This is a genomic window from Enterobacter cloacae complex sp. CARB60, from assembly GCF_036487345.1.
Taxonomy (GTDB): Bacteria; Pseudomonadota; Gammaproteobacteria; order Enterobacterales; family Enterobacteriaceae; genus Enterobacter; species Enterobacter asburiae_D.
Genome location: NZ_JAZKLC010000002.1, coordinates 3,851,880 through 3,871,009, shown reverse-complemented (window position 1 = coordinate 3,871,009; position 19,130 = coordinate 3,851,880). Strand labels below are relative to the sequence as shown.

The 19,130-nt window shown below is 51.5% G+C and carries 19 protein-coding genes; 5 read left to right on the top strand and 14 right to left on the bottom strand.

Annotated elements, in window-relative coordinates; all coding sequences use genetic code 11:
* Positions 1–91: 91 nt before the first annotated feature.
* On the bottom strand, positions 92–2,482 hold the full coding sequence (locus tag V4835_RS19635) for a glucose/quinate/shikimate family membrane-bound PQQ-dependent dehydrogenase (protein WP_331413355.1): 2,391 nt from the start codon (positions 2,480–2,482) through the stop codon (positions 92–94).
* 208 nt (positions 2,483–2,690) lie between these two features.
* On the opposite strand from V4835_RS19635, the gene hpt reads away from it, so the two are divergent.
* Positions 2,691–3,227 (top strand): hypoxanthine phosphoribosyltransferase, encoded by a 537-nt coding sequence (hpt, locus tag V4835_RS19630; RefSeq protein WP_008501948.1) that lies wholly within the window; start codon positions 2,691–2,693, stop codon positions 3,225–3,227.
* Between the two features lie 100 nt (positions 3,228–3,327).
* Here the strand turns inward: hpt and can are convergent, their stop codons facing one another.
* Entirely contained in the window at positions 3,328–3,990 is a 663-nt protein-coding gene (gene can, locus V4835_RS19625) for a carbonate dehydratase (RefSeq protein ID WP_008501947.1), read from the bottom strand.
* 107 nt (positions 3,991–4,097) lie between these two features.
* Between can and V4835_RS19620 the strand changes: the two genes are divergently transcribed.
* From V4835_RS19620 to V4835_RS19605, 4 genes are all read left to right on the top strand, one after another.
* The gene (locus V4835_RS19620) at positions 4,098–5,024 is read left to right on the top strand and encodes an ABC transporter ATP-binding protein (RefSeq protein ID WP_048974999.1); all 927 of its coding nucleotides are present in this window, start codon (positions 4,098–4,100) and stop codon (positions 5,022–5,024) included.
* Positions 5,021–5,791, top strand: coding sequence for an ABC transporter permease (locus V4835_RS19615; protein WP_023334536.1), 771 nt, complete (start codon positions 5,021–5,023; stop codon positions 5,789–5,791). The genes V4835_RS19620 and V4835_RS19615 overlap by 4 nt, the downstream gene beginning before the upstream one ends.
* A gap of 104 nt (positions 5,792–5,895) precedes the next feature.
* The gene (locus tag V4835_RS19610) at positions 5,896–6,336 is read left to right on the top strand and encodes a PTS sugar transporter subunit IIA (protein WP_063143373.1); all 441 of its coding nucleotides are present in this window, start codon (positions 5,896–5,898) and stop codon (positions 6,334–6,336) included.
* Positions 6,337–6,398: 62 nt separating this feature from the next.
* The gene (locus tag V4835_RS19605; RefSeq protein WP_331413354.1) at positions 6,399–7,646 is read left to right on the top strand and encodes a polysaccharide deacetylase family protein; all 1,248 of its coding nucleotides are present in this window, start codon (positions 6,399–6,401) and stop codon (positions 7,644–7,646) included.
* A 3-nt stretch (positions 7,647–7,649) separates the two neighbouring features.
* On the opposite strand, the gene V4835_RS19600 is transcribed toward V4835_RS19605, so the two are convergent.
* The 12 genes from V4835_RS19600 to pcnB form a co-directional block, all read right to left on the bottom strand.
* Positions 7,650–8,729 (bottom strand): fimbrial protein, encoded by a 1,080-nt coding sequence (locus tag V4835_RS19600; protein ID WP_331413353.1) that lies wholly within the window; start codon positions 8,727–8,729, stop codon positions 7,650–7,652.
* 25 nt (positions 8,730–8,754) lie between these two features.
* The gene (locus V4835_RS19595; RefSeq protein WP_331413351.1) at positions 8,755–9,360 is read right to left on the bottom strand and encodes a fimbrial-like protein; all 606 of its coding nucleotides are present in this window, start codon (positions 9,358–9,360) and stop codon (positions 8,755–8,757) included.
* A gap of 24 nt (positions 9,361–9,384) precedes the next feature.
* Positions 9,385–9,948, bottom strand: a complete 564-nt coding sequence (locus V4835_RS19590; RefSeq protein WP_331413350.1) for a fimbrial protein — start codon at positions 9,946–9,948, stop codon at positions 9,385–9,387.
* A 26-nt stretch (positions 9,949–9,974) separates the two neighbouring features.
* Complete coding sequence (locus V4835_RS19585; protein WP_331413348.1) at positions 9,975–10,559, bottom strand: fimbrial protein; 585 nt, start codon at positions 10,557–10,559, stop codon at positions 9,975–9,977.
* A gap of 27 nt (positions 10,560–10,586) precedes the next feature.
* A complete protein-coding gene (locus V4835_RS19580; RefSeq protein ID WP_331413347.1) occupies positions 10,587–13,181 on the bottom strand; it encodes an outer membrane usher protein in 2,595 nt (864 codons plus the stop codon).
* A gap of 81 nt (positions 13,182–13,262) precedes the next feature.
* Complete coding sequence (locus tag V4835_RS19575) at positions 13,263–14,006, bottom strand: fimbrial chaperone (protein WP_331413345.1); 744 nt, start codon at positions 14,004–14,006, stop codon at positions 13,263–13,265.
* An 83-nt stretch (positions 14,007–14,089) separates the two neighbouring features.
* Positions 14,090–14,704, bottom strand: coding sequence for a fimbrial protein (locus V4835_RS19570; RefSeq protein WP_331413343.1), 615 nt, complete (start codon positions 14,702–14,704; stop codon positions 14,090–14,092).
* A gap of 327 nt (positions 14,705–15,031) precedes the next feature.
* Entirely contained in the window at positions 15,032–15,412 is a 381-nt protein-coding gene (gene panD, locus V4835_RS19565; protein WP_063145164.1) for an aspartate 1-decarboxylase, read from the bottom strand.
* 59 nt (positions 15,413–15,471) lie between these two features.
* On the bottom strand, positions 15,472–16,323 hold the full coding sequence (gene panC / locus V4835_RS19560) for a pantoate--beta-alanine ligase (protein WP_331413341.1): 852 nt from the start codon (positions 16,321–16,323) through the stop codon (positions 15,472–15,474).
* 11 nt (positions 16,324–16,334) lie between these two features.
* The gene (panB, locus tag V4835_RS19555; protein WP_014882600.1) at positions 16,335–17,126 is read right to left on the bottom strand and encodes a 3-methyl-2-oxobutanoate hydroxymethyltransferase; all 792 of its coding nucleotides are present in this window, start codon (positions 17,124–17,126) and stop codon (positions 16,335–16,337) included.
* Between the two features lie 123 nt (positions 17,127–17,249).
* Positions 17,250–17,729, bottom strand: coding sequence for a 2-amino-4-hydroxy-6-hydroxymethyldihydropteridine diphosphokinase (folK, locus tag V4835_RS19550; protein ID WP_331413340.1), 480 nt, complete (start codon positions 17,727–17,729; stop codon positions 17,250–17,252).
* On the bottom strand, positions 17,726–19,123 hold the full coding sequence (gene pcnB, locus V4835_RS19545) for a polynucleotide adenylyltransferase PcnB (RefSeq protein WP_074147334.1): 1,398 nt from the start codon (positions 19,121–19,123) through the stop codon (positions 17,726–17,728). Before pcnB ends, folK begins: the two co-directional genes overlap by 4 nt.
* Between the last annotated feature and the right edge of the window lie 7 nt (positions 19,124–19,130).

The window sequence follows — 19,130 nt, the reverse complement described above, 5'->3', positions numbered from 1 at the left end:
GAGGTAACAAACACAAAAACGGCAACCAAGGTTGCCGTTTTGCATCTTTCCGTAGGCCGGGTAAGGCGTAGCCGCCACCCGGCTTTTTCAGTTACTTGTTTTCGTCAGGCAACGCATACGCGACGATGTAGTCGCCCATCTTCGTGCCAAACGAACCGTGACCGCCCGCAGAGATGACAACGTACTGCTTGCCATTCACTTCATAGGTCATCGGCGTGGCCTGTCCACCGGCCGGCAGACGGCCCTGCCACAGTTTTTCACCGTTGGTCATGTTGTACGCGCGCAGGTAGTTATCTGCGGTTGCCGCGATGAACAGCACGTTACCGGCGGTGGAAATTGGGCCACCCAGCATTGGCATACCCATATTGAACGGCACCGGAACCGGCATCGGGAACGGCATGCTGTCCTGCGGTGTACCAATACGTTTTTTCCATACGATCTGGTTAGTTTTCAGATCCAGACCGGAGATATAACCCCAGGCAGGCTGTTTACACGGCAGACCAAACGGAGACAGGAACGGGTTCAGCGTCACGCCAAACGGTACGCCGTACTGCGGCTGAATGCCGGCTTCGGTACCGCTGCCTTTCGCATCTTTCGGCTGCTCCATTGGGTTGCCCGGACCGCGTGGGATCAGACGGGAAACGAACGGCAGCGCCATTGGGTTGGCAATCGCCACCTGACGGTTCGGGTCGACGGAGATCCCGCCCCACTCGAACATCCCCAGGTTACCCGGGAAGACCAGCGTGCCCTGCTCAGACGGCGGCGTGAAGATGCCTTCATAGCGCAGCTGGTGGAACATCACGCGGCACACCAGCTGGTCAAACATGGTGGCACCCCACATGTCTGCACCGCTGAGGTCTTTCTTCGGACGGAAGCTCAGGTCAGAGAACGGCTGGGTTTTGCTGACGTAATCGCCTTTCGCCGCGCCCTGCGGAACCGGTTTTTCCGGTGCTGGCACAACCAGCTTACCGTTGCTGCGATCCAGGACGAAGATGTTGCCCGTCTTGGCCGGAGCGTAAATCACCGGCACGGTTTTGCCGTCAACGGTAATGTCCGCCAGCGTCGGCTGGGACGGCATATCCATATCCCACAGATCGTGATGGACGGTCTGGTAGCTCCACGCCAGCTTACCGGTGGTCGCGTTCAGCGCCACGATAGCGCTCGCATAACGCTCCTGCTCCGGCGTGCGGTTACCGCCCCAGATATCCGGCGTGGTCACACCCATCGGCAGGTAGACCAGGTCCAGCTTCGCGTCATACGCCGCCGGTGCCCAGGAGTTCGGCGAGTTAAAGGTAAAGGTGTGCTCGTCCGACGGGATCGCGTTTGGATCTTTCGCGCCCGGGTCAAAGGCCCACAGCAGTTTACCGGTGTTTACGTCGAAACCGCGGATGACGCCGGAGGTTTCACGCGTGGAGAAGTTATCCGTTACCGAACCGGCAATCACGATGGTTTTATCAGTGATGATTGGCGGTGAGGTTGGCTCATACAGACCCGGCGTGGTGTCCGGCATGTTGGTCTGCAGGTTCAGGATACCTTTGTTGGCAAAGGTTTCGCACAGCTTGCCCGTTTCGGCATTGATGGCGAACAGACGGCCATCGTTCACCGGCAGCATGATGCGGCGAGGACAGTCGGCGATGACTTCCGGGCTGGCATTCTCGGCGCGCGCTTCGTGGTAAGAGACGCCACGGCAGGTGACGTGCTGGAAGGACGGGTTAGAGTTCAGCTGCGGATCGAAGTGCCATTTCTCTTTACCGGTGGCCGCGTCGAGCGCGAACAGACGCTGGTGCGCCGTACATAGGTAGAGCATGTTGCCGACCTTAATTGGCGTCACTTCGTTGGTCAGCTCGCCCGGATCGTTCGGCATCTTCAGGTCGCCGGTACGGAATACCCAGGCTTCTTTCAGGTTCTTAACGTTGTCCGCGTTGATCTGCTTCAGCGGAGAGTAGCGTTGACCTTCCTGGTTACGACCATACGCAGGCCAGTCGCCGTCCGCCACCTGCGAGATAGCCGCAGCAGGCGTAGATTCCGCGTTCAGCGTACCGTTGATCTCCTGTGGGTCATTAAAACCGGCCCAGGTCAAAATGCCGCCGGTAATCAGCAGGGCAACAACCAGGCCCGCCACAGCACCGCTGGAAGGCACAATCAGGCGACGCCACACGAACGGCAGGATCAGCCAGATACCAAAGAAGACCAGGATGTCGCTGCGCGGCGTCAGTGCCCAGAAGTCAAAACCGACTTCCCAGACGCCCCAGATCATGGTGGCAAGAAGGAGTGCGGCATACAGCCACAGTGCAGATTGTTTTCTACGCAACAGCAGGACGGTTACGGCAACCATAACCAGACCCGCAATTGGGTAGTACCAGGAGCCGCCTAAAGCGACCAGCCAGACGCCACCGATTAACAGATACAGCGCGCAGAAGGCTGCGAACGCGGCTGTTAATGTCACCAGTAGACGCGGCTGTTTAGAGTTTGTTTCAGCCATAGAAAGTGTACTCGTCAGTTTTTGTTAATAATTTGCTAGCAACTAATTATAGGTATTAACAAGTGTGATCGGAATCACAATATTTGCTTTTTATAACTCATACGCCAGGCTTATCCATTTGCTGATATAATGGCTGGCTTGCGTATCGATGCCGGAAATAAATTCACCTGCATTGAAAGATTTTCATTAAAATCATTTGGTTAGTAATATGAAACATACTGTTGAAGTGATGATCCCGGAAGCCGAGATCAAAGCGCGTATCGCCGAACTGGGTCGTCAAATCACCGAACATTACAAGGACAGCGGCAGCGAAATGGTGCTGGTCGGTCTGTTGCGCGGCTCTTTCATGTTCATGGCAGACCTGTGCCGTGAAGTGCATGTGCCCCATGAGGTCGATTTTATGACCGCTTCCAGCTACGGCAGCGGCATGTCCACCACCCGTGATGTGAAAATCCTGAAAGACCTGGATGAAGATATTCGTGGCAAAGATGTGTTGATCGTTGAAGACATTATTGACTCCGGCAACACGCTGTCAAAAGTGCGCGAGATCCTGAGCCTGCGTGAGCCAAAATCTCTGGCGATTTGTACGCTGCTGGATAAACCTGACCGTCGTGAAGTGCAGGTGCCGGTAGAGTTCGTGGGTTTCTCGATTCCGGACGAATTCGTCGTCGGTTACGGCATTGACTACGCGCAGCGCTATCGTCATCTGCCGTATGTTGGGAAAGTGGTATTGCTGGACGAGTAGTTGCTGTTTGTTGCCCGGTGGCGCGCAGCGATCCGGGCCTACGAATGGGCACATGTAGGCCGGGTAAGGCGTAGCCGCCACCCGGCTTTTTAACGGGCACTTATTTATGATTGACGTGCTTAAGCTGAAGGTTGGCAATCCCCGAACGGTAACGCTGCTCCAGCGTTTCGCGGTTGGTGGCGGTCACTTCCAGATTGCGCAGCAGACCATCGTGAATACCGTACGCCCAGCCGTGGATAGAGACCTTCTGCCCGCGTTTCCACGCTGATTGCATGATCGTTGAGTGGCCCAGGTTATACACCTGCTCCATCACGTTGAGTTCGCAAAGGGTATCCATGCGACGCTCCTGCGGCATTTCGCCCAGCAGTGAGCTATGTTTGAACCAGATATCGCGGATGTGCAGTAGCCAGTTATCAATGAGCCCCAGCTCCGTGTTTTCAACCGCCGCCTGCACGCCGCCGCAGCCGTAATGGCCGCAAATGATGATGTGCTCGACTTGCAGAACGTCCACGGCATACTGAACAACAGAAAGACAGTTGAGATCGGTGTGAATCACGAGATTGGCGACATTACGGTGAACAAACAGTTCGCCGGGTTCAAGGCCGGTCAGGCGCTCCGCCGGTACGCGGCTGTCGGAACATCCAATCCAGAGAAAGCGTGGGTTCTGAGCCTGCGCGAGTTTTCCAAAAAATCCGGGGTCTTCCTCCACCAGCATTTTTGACCATAGTGCATTATTGCTGATGAGTGTATCTATGTTGTTCATGGAGGTTAGCGACCTGTAACCGAGTTATTGCGTTGCGCTACTATAGGGTAACCCGACTTTTAATGAAACCACACGACGTGTGTAAGAACTGAAGGTAAGTTAATTTCATGGCAATTGCACTGGAGCTTGAGCAGCTTAAAAAAACCTATTCGGGTGGCGTTCAGGCGCTACGCGGAATAGATCTTAAAGTAGAGGCCGGCGATTTTTACGCGCTTCTGGGGCCGAACGGGGCGGGGAAATCGACCACCATTGGGATTATCAGCTCGCTGGTCAATAAAACGTCCGGCCGGGTGAGCGTCTTTGGGTATGACCTGCAAAAAGATGTGGTGAACGCCAAGCGCCAACTGGGGCTGGTTCCGCAGGAGTTCAACTTCAACCCGTTCGAGACGGTGCAGCAAATTGTCGTTAACCAGGCGGGTTATTACGGCGTTGAGCGCAAAGAGGCCCTGGAGCGTAGCGAAAAATACCTCAAGCAGCTCGACCTGTGGGAAAAGCGTAACGAACGTGCGCGCATGTTGTCCGGCGGGATGAAGCGCCGCCTGATGATCGCCCGTGCGCTGATGCACGAGCCAAAGCTGCTGATCCTCGATGAACCGACAGCGGGTGTCGATATCGAACTTCGTCGTTCTATGTGGGGCTTCCTGAAGGATCTCAACGACAAAGGCACCACCATTATTCTGACCACCCACTACCTTGAAGAGGCTGAAATGCTGTGCCGCAACATCGGCATCATTCAGCACGGCGAGCTGGTGGAAAACACCTCGATGAAGAATCTGCTCTCCAAGCTGAAATCAGAAACCTTCATTCTCGATCTGGCGGCAAAAAGCGCGCTGCCAAAACTTGAAGGGTACAACTACCGTCTGGTGGATACCTCGACGCTGGAAGTGGAAGTGCTGCGCGAGCAGGGGATCAACAGCGTGTTCTCGCAGCTGAGCGCGCAGGGGATTCAGGTCTTAAGTATGCGTAACAAAGCGAACCGACTGGAAGAGCTGTTTGTCTCTCTGGTACATGACAAACAAGGAGACAAGGCATGACGCATCTTTACTGGGTCGCGCTGAAAAGCATCTGGGCGAAAGAGATTAACCGCTTTATGCGGATCTGGGTGCAAACCCTGGTGCCGCCGGTCATCACGATGACGCTCTATTTCATTATCTTCGGTAACCTGATTGGTTCCCGGATTGGTGAGATGCACGGTTTTACCTATATGCAGTTTATCGTGCCGGGCCTGATTATGATGGCGGTGATCACCAACGCCTATGCCAACGTGGCGTCGTCATTCTTCAGCGCCAAGTTCCAGCGTAATATTGAAGAGCTGCTGGTGGCCCCGGTGCCGACGCACGTCATTATCGCGGGTTATGTCGGCGGCGGCGTGGCGCGCGGGCTGTGCGTGGGGATCCTGGTCACGGCGATTTCGCTGTTCTTCGTGCCGTTCCAGGTCCACTCGTGGCTGTTTGTCGCTTTGACGCTGCTCCTGACGGCGATCCTGTTCTCTCTGGCCGGTCTGCTGAACGCCGTGTTCGCCAAAACGTTTGATGACATCAGCCTGATCCCGACCTTCGTGCTGACGCCGCTGACCTATCTCGGCGGGGTGTTCTACTCCCTGACGCTGCTGCCACCGTTCTGGCAGGCGCTGTCGCACCTGAACCCGATTGTTTATATGATCAGCGGCTTCCGCTTTGGTTTCCTCGGCATCACTGACGTGCCGCTGTTTACCACGGTGGCGGTGCTGGTGGTATTCATCATCGCCTTCTACCTGCTGTGCTGGTATCTGATCCAGCGCGGACGCGGTCTGCGCAGCTAATCTTTTGCCCGGCGACATTCTGTTTGCCGGGCATTTTCTTTGACAGTTATCACCGAAAGCTAACCTTCACTCCGCTAAACTACTTGCCTGCTAAGGAGAGAGTTATGCTGGGATGGGTAATCACCTGCCACGATGAACAGGCGCAGGAAATGCTGGATAAGCTTGAAGCCAAATTTGGCCCGCTGGCGCAGTGCCGGGCGGTAAATTACTGGCGCGGGTTGAGCACCAATATGCTCAGTCGAATGATGTGTGATGCCCTGCATGAAACCGACACCGGCGATGGCGTGATTTTTTTGACCGACAAATCGGGCGCGGCGCCTTACCGTGTAGCCGCTTTGCTGAGCCATAAACATGCGTGCTGTGAAGTCATCTCGGGGATCAACTTCGCCCTGCTGGCGTTAATGTATCCACAGCGTGAATCATTAAGCAGCGCTGAGTTTCGCCATGCCATCGTGGCGCAGGGCGTGCCTGGCGTCAGCAGCTTGTGGCATCAGCAGCAAAAAAATCCTCCCTTCGTCCTGCTCCACGACCTGTATAAGAATTAAACGTTGGTATTGATGTCTCATTTGTTACAATAGCGGCAGTTTCCCGCACCGATTAAGACACCATGCTACCGCGTATTCTTTTCTTGCTATTGATGCTCATTCCCGGCGTCAGCTCAGCCAGTTTACTCAGCCAGCAAACGCTGCCAGCCCAGTATATGCAAACCACCGAAGATGCGGCGATCTGGGCGCAGGTGGGGAACGGCGTGATCAACGTGGGTAACGTGCGCGCCGGGCAGATCCTGGCCGTTGTGCCCGCGGCGGCGGACTACTACGAATTTCGCTTCGGTTTTGGCACGGGTTTTATCGATAAGGGGCATCTGGAGCCGGTTCAGGGGAAACAGCGCGTCGAAGACAGCCTCGGGGATCTCAATAAGCCCCTGAGCAATCAGAACCTGATTACCTGGAAAGACACGCCGGTGTATAACGCGCCTTCCAGCGGTAGCGCACCGTTCGGCACGTTAAGCGCCAATCTGCGCTATCCGATCCTGAACAAACTGAAAGACCGCCTGAATCAGACCTGGTTCCAGATCCGCATCGGCAACCGTCTGGCGTGGATCAGCAGCCTGGATGCACAGGAAGATAACGGACTTCCGATTCTGACCTACCATCATATTTTGCGTGATGAAGAGAACACCCGTTTTCGACATACGTCCACGACGACAAGCGTACGCGCGTTCAACAACCAGATGGCGTGGTTACGCGATCAGGGCTATACCACCCTGACGATGTACCAGCTCGAAGGGTACGTGCGTAACAAAATGAACCTGCCCGCGAAAGCAGTCGTGATCACGTTTGATGATGGCCTGAAATCGGTAAGCCGCTACGCCTATCCCGTGTTGAAGGAGTATGGCTTTAACGCCACGGCGTTTATCATTTCATCGCGCATCAAGGGGCATCCGCAGAAGTGGGACCCTAAATCGCTGCAGTTTATGAGCGTGTCGGAGATTAAGGGCATACAGGATGTGTTTGATATCCAGTCCCACACGCATTTTCTGCACCGCGTGGACGGCAATAAGCACCCGATTTTACTGAGCCGCAGCTATCACGTGATCCTGTTCGATTTTGAACGCTCGCGCCGGGCGCTGGCGCAGTTCAACCCGCGCGTGCTGTATCTCTCTTATCCATTCGGCGGTTACGACACTAAAGCAATAAAAGCCGCGAACGACGCCGGTTTTCATCTGGCGGTAACGACGGTGAAAGGGAAGGTGAAGCCGGGGGATAATCCGTTCTTGCTGAAGCGCCTGTATATCTTAAGAACGGATTCGCTGGAGACGATGTCGCGGCTGATCAGTAATCAGCCGCAGGGATGAGGGTTAATCGTAAGAGAGGGTAAACACACCTGTGGCTTTAAACGAGCCCGGCTTCACTGTACTGCCATTGGCTACCAGCTGGGCAACATAATTAATTTGCTGTGAACCAGGCGTGGAGTAATCCGTTATGACATATGTTGAGCTAGGGTTATTCGGCATGAGTTGGGACGTCCCGTTATACATTATTTTCACGCCAGCCCCCTCAGCTCCGGACGACAGGGTGTTCCCCAGAAGGTCATTCTTAGTTCCGGTTAATTTTGTCGTGGTGAGTTTGGTCGTAAATTTTGCTACGCTGGTGCAGTTATCCAAATTAATGGAAAAAGGAACATCCTTAACCCGATTATTCTTGATATCTGAAACATAATATTCTCCCAGGTCAACAGTGTTAGTGCCATTTGATAGTATTGCAGTGTCGCAGGTTGGAAGAACAATTGGAATCTGGAATGAATTCTCATTAACAACAAATGTCCATGGCTGGTTATTGCTATCAGTTGGATCGCCAATCGACATTTTACCCAAGGTTCCTGCTTTCGGTTTTATTACGGTTTCTTTATTCGGATTACCTATGTAACCATCATCAATAAAAATATGAACTGACGTGTTAATCCATTTCCCATCCCAGGGGTCTGAATTCTGAGACGGAGAAACGTTGACCCAACCCGTAGTATTCATTCCGAAATAGGCTCCCTTGCCGCCATCGTTTTCGTCAGTGTGGACTCTTACGGAATAATGGATTCCAGGAATATTTGTTTCAAACATAGCCTCGTGATAATGGCTTCCCACTAGCAAGCTCGGGTTTGTTTGTGACATGAGGTCATAACCATCGTTTCCTGCACCACATTTGGCCTGAATGCCAGGCGTCAGGTTAACGGTAAACAGCTCACTGATATAATTACCCGGTGGGGGAAGACGTATCGTACCACCTGAGTATTCGGAATTAATCAATGTGGTTGTGCCGCCATATCCATCATTCATTCGGCACTCACCAGCCCAGCATGTCTGGCTCATGAGTAATAATAAACTCGTAATGGCAAATGCCATTGGGAATTTAAAATTGAAACTCTGTCTCAAGGCGTTGAACATTCTCATCCTTTTCCTGTTCTGTTTATTATTCGTAAGTGACGTCAACCCGCACTTTACTGGTAACGATACCACCAGAAACTATTCCAATATTCTGATATCGGGCATAGAACTGATAATCCGTTAAAAATGCAGTACCTTGACCGGTCACGTCATATACGACTTTTGACGTACCATCACTGTTTAAAACGTTAGTTTTTTTTGCACTCGAAAAAACAACCACACCGACGTTTTTTGCCGCCCCGGCGGCCGTCTCGTCGCTTTTAAATACCTGGTTTTGCCCAGGCCAGAAACCAGATTGTGGAGAAAAGCTAAAATTCAGTTTTTTAGCCGTGCTGCTGCTATCTCCATAGCAATCATCGACGTGGATGCTAAAAGGTGTGCCGCCTGCTTCATCGGTAGGAGTAAAGCGGTCGCTTCCATCTGAATTATAAAACCAACTGCGCATAACGTTGGGGAGATATATTTCTCCTCCATTTTCAACGCTTAATTTACAGGTGCTATTAACAATATTGGCTGTAAGATTAACGTCGAGCCCAGAGCTTGCCTGGCTTACGCCAGGCAGGGTCATAATAGCCAGCCCCGCTAGCAACACAAGACCGGGCTGGCGTAATAAAAACGGTAATTGGCGCATGTGTATACTCTTTACTGAAGAAAATTATGGGTAAGTCACGACAAAGGTGACTGGTGCTGTCACTGCACCGGTACCTACATCGGAGATAGTTTTTCCTTTAGCAACAACGATACGAGACTTCATCGGGAATTGTCCTGCACCTGAAGTAATGGTGACTTCTTGCGCTGCTGGTGGTGTCTTACACGACATCAACACGCCACTATCTACTTCACCTGACCAGATTTCGAAGCCCGTATTCAACCCGCCGGAATATGAGTCACCATCAGCACTGTCTCCGCTACAGACTCCACCAGAACCTGGTTTTGCCTGAACGGTAGCTTTACTTACTCCTGAGCAGTTAGTGAGCTTAATAGTCAGCGGTTCAACACGGGTTTTGTTCACCAGATCGGATTTAAATGTATCGCCAAATGCCACTGTGCTGGTAGTTGTACCCGCTCCGTCTTGTGTGGTTGCCTGACAAGTGCCTGTGGTGATTTGAGTTTTGATGGTCAGTTCAGCACTCGTTACACCAGAAATGGTTGCATTTGCCATACCAGCGAATAAGGTGGCTGAAACGGACAGGGCAATAAAAGCAAAGTTAAAGTTCATGATTGTGCTCCGTTGCTCAACGCAAATTATTCATAGGTAAATTCGAAAGTTGCAACGGCCAGGAATGAACCTGCTGTAGCTTTATTAGACTGGGTTTCTCGAATTGTGGCGAGAAGAGGAACTTCTTTATTTTTAATTTCGTCCGTACTCCAGACCAGACGCTCAGCGTCGGTTGTAGAGTTTATCGTGAACCAGGTTGTAGGTGCTGATGCACGAGAGATACTTACAGCTGTAAAATCTCCTCCTCCCGATGATGCCGTAATAGAGTTAACTATGGCTGTAGGAAGATCACCTGATGGTGTACCTTTGATGGTGGTTTTAAGGGATTTCAGGCTTTCTGGACATTCAGTAATCGCAAGTTTAAAACTACCCGTTGCGGTACCTGCTTTGATGCTGTCGAGACGCACCTGGCCGTTACCATCACCAATAGTTAATGTTTGCTTAGTATCATCACCAACGGCACCAACCAGTTTCATATCACAGGTCGTTTCGCGAATATTGGCCGTGAAGTTAACGTTGAGATCGGTTGCCGCAGCAGATCCCGACATCGCTAACATTGCCAATGCGATTAATGAATAACCGCCGCGTTGTTTCTTCATATTATTTCCCATGGATATATTTCCTTGTTATCGAAACGATTACATTTGGCACAGTTGATTGTTCAGAATGGTGGTGAGGCCCGCTTTCCTGGCATTTGCTGGAATCTGATAATGCACGGTGCAAGAACTCCTGCTTTCATTTCCCCATACCACTCGAAGTGCACCTTTATCTTCTACGCCGCGTACATATGCTTGCCCAGCCTGGCCTACTGTTCCGATAGGTTCGTTTTTTTCATTCAGAACGTCTGCACCCAACGGAATAAAGCCGTTATCAGAACGCTGTAATTCCAGTACAAGTGAACGACCTTCGTCTGTTTCAAAATTCACTAATACAACTGAGCCATTGCGGGGCACCGCAACTGCGCTTGTATTTTTAATTTCGACATCCGCTTCGAGGGTACTGATATCAATTGATACCCGGTTTTCTCTGTAGGCGGACATATACGGCATAATTCCGTAGCCTGAGCTATTAATCCGGCTCTGACCATAACCCAGGCGAGCACCCGTCGCGCCACTCGCTTTTACCAACGCCAGTGAGTCCGTTTCGCCAATACTGCCTTGCGTAAATACAACGCCCCCAGAGTGAACAACCATCCCGCCGTTGTAACTCGCAGAATATTGCTTACTGTTGTCATCGCTAAAGGACGCGGAGACACCCAGAGGACCGTATGGACTGTTCCAGGAACTAAAACCACTAATCTGGTTTAGATTGCCGTAGTTTCCTCCACTTGAGGAAGCACTGACGGAGTAATTCACGTCACTGTTTTTGGTGTTACCGCTCGCGGTAGAGTTGAAGCTGGTACCGCCTTTTAGATCGGAGCGCAGGCTCATGTTGACGTTATTAAACCCACCAGACTGCATGCGGTCTTTATCAAAAACGCTGAACGGAATGCTGAGGTTGACGTAAACACTGTCATCCTGTTCACCCGATTCGCTATAGGTACGTTGGAGTGAAACGCTGTAGCTTCCGTAGGCAAAGCTATTGTTGTAGCCCACGTTATAGTCGGAGGTTGAACTGCTATCGTTCCAGTAATCCTGCCAGGTACCGCTTATATAGAGAGAACCGTACTCGTCACCGTTTACATTCAACGGCTGACTCAGACTTACCTGTACCTGATTTTTGGTACGCTGATAGTCAGCATAAAGTTGAGCATTGCTGTCATAGGAACGATTGCCGTATTCCCGGTGATGAATACTGTCCTGCAAAGAGGCGGCATCATTCAGGCTGAGATAATCTTCTGTTGAGAATCGATAGGCTGCCACGTTCAGCGAGGTGTTGGTCGCTTCCAGCATTTTGCTAAAGGTCAGTCGATAACTCTGTCCTTTAAGCGTGTCCAGCCCCTCTATATCGGCATAAGACTGAGTCACGTCGAATGCAAACGCACCAATACGGGTGTTCATTGCCAGGCCAAGCAGGCCAGCGTAGAAATCCATATCTGTATATTGCGCGCCAACATAACTGGTAAAGGTATTATTCAGTCCATACGCATAGGTTGCGTAACCAACCTTTGGTTTGTCGTGCAGCGAATCATCGTTCAGCTCACCCAAACCCACATCCCAGCGGCTGGAGCCAGGGCGGAGCATTTGCGTTACCGAGGAGAACGGAACGGTAAACGTCCGTTTACTTCCATCAGCTTCCTCTACGGTTACAATCAAATCATTGCCATAGCCTGTTGTACTGAGGTCATTGATCTCAAAAGCACCCGGAGGAACGGTGGTTTCGTAAATCTTGTTACCACTTTGCATTACGCTAACTTTAGCATTGCTGTTTGCTACACCGCGAATCACGGGCGCATAGCCAGTAGCACCTTGCGGCAGCATGCGGTCATCGTTAAACATACGCGCACCACGCAGGCTCACCGAGTCAAAGGTGTCGCCACGCGTGTAGGAATCACCCATGACTATCTGTGCGTTAAGCGGTGTAATGTCTCGCTGTAGGTAAATATCCTGACTTGAATAGTGTGAACCGTTGTCGCTATCCCAGTTCATGCTGCCGCGAGAACGTAAACGCCAGGCTCCCATGTTCAGGCCATAGCGCAATCCGGCATAGGCGGTATCAGAGTTTGTTCCGTTTGATTCGCTGTGCCATGTGTTGAGATCGTATGAGAGCAATCCTGCGGGAACGCCTTCATCCCATAAAGAGGGGTCGACATATCCTGCCGGAAGTTTAAGCACATAGATCTGCGGGAAGTGAAGATCCATTTCCTGCTTACTAGTATCAAAATTCGCAGAAGCACCTGGGTAATATTTCTTAATATCCACACAGGACGCTTCATCGTTCTTGATGTCATCACCTAATTTGCTGGTATCTATACCCGATTGAGACAAGATGAGTTTTGTCAGACACGCAGAAGCACGTGGCGTTTTATTATCATTAAATGTCATCTCAACCGTGGATTTTGAATTGCCATTCAAATTCACTTTTACACGGTAAGTACCTGGCAAAATTGGGTTACCGTAAGCGTAACGCTCAACGTTGATACTGCCACCATTATCGATAAGAAATTGGTCATTAAATTCAATGGCCGATTCTGATTCGGAAGCGGTGTCTACATTTTTTTTTCCATTCTCGCTGGCATACAGAGGGAATGCTGCACAGATTGCGAGGCATAAGAGTGAACGTTGAAATAGCATGCTTCATCCAGACAAGTCGCCGTTCGAATGCTTCGCAGCATTCAAACGTTTTATATTTATAATATGGTTGCGTTTTGGTTATTAATTCACTTTGGCTTCGAAAGTATCAGAGCCACCATTGTCATTAATGGTTTCGTAAGATACAGAACCAACAACTGTGGTATTTAACCCTTTTACCTGCATGGCTTGTGTGCTAAATGGTAAAATAGATTTATGATTAACCTGATAAGTTTTATCTGCTGACTTCAACGTTACGTTCGAAATAGATACGTTATAAGGTGAGTTGTTATGAGCAACAAGGTTATAAGTATTACCTTGTTTTTGCTGCGACCACGTTACTTTAGATGCAGCATCGCCAGGAGTGCCTTTCAGGCCGTCTGGACGGAAAAAGAGTTTAATACGTGTGCGAAACGCCAGTTGGAGCTGGTTTGGGCTTTCACCATCTTTTACTTTTGATTTTGGTGGGATTTCAAGCACGTTGAACCAGAATAAAGACTCGCGATCTTGTGGTAATGCTCCGCCCAAATAAGAAATACGAACAGATTGACCTTTTTGTGGATCAATTCTGGATACGGGGGGAGTAATAATAAACGGTAATTTTAATTCTTGTGGATTGGTGTCATCACGACCATCATCGAGCCATGATTGTACCAATAACGGTTTTTTACCGCGGTTATCTAAAGATACAATAACATCTTTCTGCGATTGCTGATAAACAATACGGGTGCCAGAAATAACGATATCTGCGCTTGCCTGGAATGATGCAAATACTGCAGTAGTGAGGCAAGCGACTTTTAATCCCTTATAAAATGACGTGCTGAACATTTTTCCACTTCCTGTTGGAATGATATCAATAATCCCCCGACGGATGTCAGGGGATGAATCATGCTTTTAAACTATGTTCTTAATTATTCGTAGATCATAGTGAAAGCAGCTTGCGCCTGAACAATACCAGCAGATACTGGGTTATTTGTTGCATCCCAGCTCTGGCCTTGGGTGTAAGCTACGCGGTAGTAAAGTGCGCCTGCTCCAGTTGCATCCACTGTTGCTTTCTGAGTGTTGTTAGTCTGATCGAATTTGATCTGATCGGTAGCGGAGTTGCCATCGTTTGACAGAACCAGGTTGACGTTTTTAGCAGCACCCTGGATGTTTGTTGGTGGAACCAGCAGACCGCCGGAAGTGGAAGAAGAGCCCGCCCAGGAATCGAACTGTGCAGAAGCTTTCTTAACAGTCTGAGGATCGCAGCCAGTCAGTGTCAGAGCGAATTTCTTTTCACCCAGGGTGCTGGTTGCGCCTAATGGAGAGCTGAAATCTTTTACAAATACGGTAGCCAGGTTAACGTCGAAATCATTACCATCCTGGCCGATTTTCTGATCCAGAGATACTTTACAGGTATTGTTAGAAACCATACCGTGGAAAGTAATAGTGCCCGTGTCGGAAGGAATTGGATCAGCTGCCATTGCAGAACCTGTACTCAGAACCATTGCTACTACTGTTGCCAAACCTAATTTATTAAAAGACATTTTAATATCCATATTTATGAATGCTGAAAATTGAACATTTGTAATTCTATGTTCTTTCCGAACTAATGTTTCGGGAAGGGGATTCTAAATGATGCATGAGATTTATGAAACGGCGACATCCATTAGAAATACTTAAACAGTTCTTAAGAAAAGATGTTTATTATAGGTTAATGATAATGAAGGTTTTTTTAATTTTGGTGGGGCGGAATTAACAGGGGGAGGGAGTTATAATTAATTTGTATTTGTTTGGCTTATTAATTTGTTGGCCTTATGTATTATATTACCCGAAGTTATGTCTCGGGTAATATAATGATAAGCAAGAAAGGGTTAGGCAACCTGAACCGGAATAGCTTTCGCCAGGCGTTTCATTTCATTGTCGCCTTCAAAGTAGGCAACCTTTGGCTGCCAGCGGCGCGCTTCCTCATCGGACATCATCACAAAGCTGGCGATGATGACGATATCACCCACGTCCGCGCAGTGTGCTGCCGCGCCGTTAACGGAGATGATTTTAGACCCGCGCTCGGCGGCAATCGCGTAGGTAGAGAAGCGCTTGCCGTTATTCACGTTCCAGATATCAATCGCTTCGTTTTCAAGGATGCCCGCCGCGTCGAGAAAATCCTGGTCAATGGCGCAGGAGCCTTCATAGTGCAGGTCGGCCTGGGTGACTTTCACACGGTGAAGTTTACCTTGCAGCATTTTGCGAATCATTACGTTTACCTTTAATCATGATGCGTTAGCCCCTCTCGTAAGAGGGGAGGGTAAGAATACTACGCCAGCTCAACCACTTTATTGTCGATTAGACGCGCCTGGCCCAGCCATGCCGCCACCAGAATGACCGCGCGTTTGCTGCTCTCTGTAAGCTCCAGCAGCGTGTCGGCGTCTCGAATTTGCACATCGTCAGCGCGAAGACCTTTATCGTTCAGAGCCTGCTCGGCAAGGGCGATAATCTCTTCTGCGGTCAGCTCTTTTGCCAGAAGTTGTTCTGCCATTATATTCATGACTTTGCTGAGTCCTGGTGCAATTTTACGCTGTTCAGCGGTCAAATAGCCATTCCGGGAGCTGAGTGCGAGACCGTCTTTAGCACGCACAATGGGCACACCGACGATCTCAATGTCGTAACCCATGTCGGCGACCATCTTGCGGATCAGCGCCAGCTGCTGGAAATCTTTCTCACCGAAGCAGGCAACGTCCGGCTGCACCAGGTTGAACAGCTTGCTAACGATGGTCGACACGCCGCGGAAATGACCCGGACGGCTTGCGCCTTCCAGCATGGTGGAAATGCCCGGTACGTCAACGTAAGTGGCCTCTTCCGTACCCTGCGGATACACGTCCGACGGTGCCGGAGAGAAGACAATATCCGCATGACGTTTTTTGAGCTTCTCGCAATCTTCCTGCAGGGTGCGCGGATAGCGTGCCAGATCGTCGGCGCGGTCAAACTGCATCGGGTTAACGAAGATACTGACCACCACGATATCTGCACGGGCTCTTGCTTCATCGACCAGCTTCATATGGCCGTCATGCAGGTTGCCCATGGTCGGGACCAGTGCGATACGTTTACCTTCCTGACGCGCACGACGGATATGCTGGCGCAGCAGCGGCAGGGTTTCAATGATTAGCACAACGAGACTCCTTAATGGAAACTGTGTTCTTCACCCGGGTAAACACCGGATTCAACGTCGGCAATATACTGCCTGACCGCAGCGCGCATGTCGCCCGCTTCGGTGAGGAAATTTTTGGCAAACTTCGGAATATGCCCGCCGGTGATACCAAAGGCGTCGTGCATCACCAGAATCTGACCGTCGGTCACGTTGCCCGCGCCAATACCAATCACCGGAATGGACAGTGCCTCAGTAATACGCTTCGCCAGCTCAACCGGCACGCACTCCAGCACCAGCAGCTGCGCGCCTGCGGCTTCCAGCGCCAGGGCATCATCAAACAGCGTTTGGGCGGCGTCACCGCGGCCCTGCACCTTATAGCCACCAAAGATGTTGACGGACTGCGGCGTCAGACCCAAATGGCCGCACACCGGCACGGCGCGTTCGGTGAGCATCTTCACCGTATCTACCAGCCAGGCGCCGCCTTCAATTTTGACCATATTGGCCCCGGCGCGCATCACCGCTGCCGCGTTTTCAAATGCCTGCTCTGGCGTGGCATAGGCCATAAACGGCAGATCGGAGAGCAGCAGGCAGGCTGGGGCGCCACGGCGCACGGCGCGGGTATGGTAAGCGATATCCTCAACCGTGACCGGCAGGGTGGAATCATGTCCTTGTACCGTCATCCCTAACGAATCTCCGACCAGCATGACGTTGATACCCTCTTCGGCAAAGAGTTTGGCGAAGCTGTAGTCATACGCGGTGATGGTGGCGAAGCGTTTTTTTTCCTGTTTGCATTTCTGCAGTAAGGAGATGGTGGTTGGTTTCATACTGTTTCCTGATAGCCCAAAAGCGAATCTTTGCGCATTCTAACAGTAACATTCGAGGGAACAATGATTTTAGGCAACCGATTAGCCACAATTAATTTGAGGCTAATCGGCTGGGAAACCAGATCACCAGCGGGCGGGTCTTTCCGCGTTGAGGCTGTCCAGAATGGACTTAAGCGAGGTGCCGTCCGGGAAGATGAGATCGGGGGCGACTTCAAAGAGCGGCCAGAGCATAAACCCCCGATTTTTCATGTCGTAATGCGGAACGGTGAGGCGTTCAGTGTTAATGGTCTCGTGACCAAACAGCATAATGTCGAGGTCCAGCGTGCGCGGTCCCCAGCGCTCGGCTTTACGCACGCGGCCCTGCTGCAGTTCGATGCGCTGGGTGTTATCCAGCAGCGTTTCGGCAGGAAGAGCGGTTTCAAGCACCACGGCGGCATTGAGATAATCAGGCTGATCCTGCGGACCCAGCGGCGGGGTGCGGTAGAAGGAGGAAACCGCCACGATCCGACTCTGCGGGATCTCGCCCAGCGCCTGTACGGCAGCGTTAACCTGCTCCAGCGGAGAGGCTAAATTGCTGCCGATGGCGATGTACGCGAGGGTCATGCCGTCCCTTCACGACGTGGCGCGCGTTTGCGCGGACGACGATGGCGGCGACGCGGTTCCGGCTCTTCATCCAGCCCGGTAAGCATATCTTTTTGCTCCGGCGGGGCGGAAACCTGGAATTCGGCCCACCACTGCGTCAGGCGCTGCAGCTCCTGATTGCGTTCAATTTCAGCACGCAGCGACAGCAGATCGAAGGCGGCGCGGAATTTTGGATGCTCCATCAGCTTCCAGGCGCGTTTGCCCTGACGACGGGACATGCGCAGCTGAAGCTGCCAGATGTCGCGCACCAGCGTGGTAATACGTTTCGGAATAGCGAGCGTACGGCACCCTTCGTCCAGCACGTCGTTTGCGGCCAGCGCGAAGGCATCATAATAGGCGAGCCCGCTTTCCTGGGTAATGCGCTGGGCCGTTTCCAGCAGCGGATACCAGAACATTGCCGCAAACAGGAACGCCGGATTGACGCGCATGTCGTTGCGAATACGGGTATCGGTATTTTTCAGCACCTGCGCAATCATCCGCTCCATTGGGCTGTCACCGCTTTCGGTGAAGTAGCGGGTAATGGTCGGGAACAGCGGCTGGAACAGGTTGTATTCGCGCAGCAGGTTATAGGTTTCAAAGCCGTGGCCGGCCTGAAGCAGCTTCAGCGCCTCTTCAAACAGACGGGCAGGCGGCACGTCGTTGATCAGCGTCGCCAGGCGCGGAATCGGCTCTGCCGTTTCCGGGCTGATGCGCATATCAAGCTTGGCGGCGAAACGCACGGCGCGCAGCATACGCACGGGATCTTCACGATAGCGCGTTTCCGGCGTGCCAATCAGACGGATCAGACCTTCTTTCAGGTCCTGCATGCCGCCGACGTAATCGCGGACGGTGAAATCCGCCACGCTGTAGTAAAGGCTGTTGATGGTGAAATCGCGGCGCTGGGCATCTTCTTCGATGGAACCGAAGATGTTATCACGCAGCAGCATGCCGTTCTGACCCTGCTGGGACGTCGTGCGATCTGATACGCCCGCTTCGTGGTGGCCACGGAAGGTCGCCACTTCGATAATTTCCGGGCCAAACATCACGTGAGCCAGACGGAAACGGCGGCCAACGAGACGGCAGTTACGGAATAATTTGCGCACCTGCTCAGGCGTGGCGCTGGTCGTCACGTCGAAATCTTTTGGTTTTTTGCCCAGCAGTAAATCACGCACTCCACCGCCCACGAGGTAGGCCTCGTAGCCCGCTTTATTCAGACGATAGAGCACCTTGAGGGCATTTTCACTGATATCTTTGCGGGAAATAGTGTGCTGCTCACGCGGAATAACCGACATGTGTGGCTGTGCAATAGCATCGTTCGCCATGCTCTCTTCGCGGCTTAGCACTTTACGGCAAAAATTAGCGACTCGGGTAAAAATGGTACAC

Bases quoted from the DNA above. Each gene is read 5' to 3' on its own strand.
- V4835_RS19635 (WP_331413355.1), bottom strand. From the start codon at position 2,482: ATGGCTGAAACAAACTCTAAACAGCCGCGTCTACTGGTGACATTAACA.
- hpt (WP_008501948.1), top strand. From the start codon at position 2,691: ATGAAACATACTGTTGAAGTGATGATCCCGGAAGCCGAGATCAAAGCG.
- can (WP_008501947.1), bottom strand. From the start codon at position 3,990: ATGAACAACATAGATACACTCATCAGCAATAATGCACTATGGTCAAAA.
- V4835_RS19620 (WP_048974999.1), top strand. From the start codon at position 4,098: ATGGCAATTGCACTGGAGCTTGAGCAGCTTAAAAAAACCTATTCGGGT.
- V4835_RS19615 (WP_023334536.1), top strand. From the start codon at position 5,021: ATGACGCATCTTTACTGGGTCGCGCTGAAAAGCATCTGGGCGAAAGAG.
- V4835_RS19610 (WP_063143373.1), top strand. From the start codon at position 5,896: ATGCTGGGATGGGTAATCACCTGCCACGATGAACAGGCGCAGGAAATG.
- V4835_RS19605 (WP_331413354.1), top strand. From the start codon at position 6,399: ATGCTACCGCGTATTCTTTTCTTGCTATTGATGCTCATTCCCGGCGTC.
- V4835_RS19600 (WP_331413353.1), bottom strand. From the start codon at position 8,729: ATGTTCAACGCCTTGAGACAGAGTTTCAATTTTAAATTCCCAATGGCA.
- V4835_RS19595 (WP_331413351.1), bottom strand. From the start codon at position 9,360: ATGCGCCAATTACCGTTTTTATTACGCCAGCCCGGTCTTGTGTTGCTA.
- V4835_RS19590 (WP_331413350.1), bottom strand. From the start codon at position 9,948: ATGAACTTTAACTTTGCTTTTATTGCCCTGTCCGTTTCAGCCACCTTA.
- V4835_RS19585 (WP_331413348.1), bottom strand. From the start codon at position 10,559: ATGGGAAATAATATGAAGAAACAACGCGGCGGTTATTCATTAATCGCA.
- V4835_RS19580 (WP_331413347.1), bottom strand. From the start codon at position 13,181: ATGCTATTTCAACGTTCACTCTTATGCCTCGCAATCTGTGCAGCATTC.
- V4835_RS19575 (WP_331413345.1), bottom strand. From the start codon at position 14,006: ATGTTCAGCACGTCATTTTATAAGGGATTAAAAGTCGCTTGCCTCACT.
- V4835_RS19570 (WP_331413343.1), bottom strand. From the start codon at position 14,704: ATGTCTTTTAATAAATTAGGTTTGGCAACAGTAGTAGCAATGGTTCTG.
- panD (WP_063145164.1), bottom strand. From the start codon at position 15,412: ATGATTCGCAAAATGCTGCAAGGTAAACTTCACCGTGTGAAAGTCACC.
- panB (WP_014882600.1), bottom strand. From the start codon at position 17,126: ATGAAACCAACCACCATCTCCTTACTGCAGAAATGCAAACAGGAAAAA.
- folK (WP_331413340.1), bottom strand. From the start codon at position 17,729: ATGACCCTCGCGTACATCGCCATCGGCAGCAATTTAGCCTCTCCGCTG.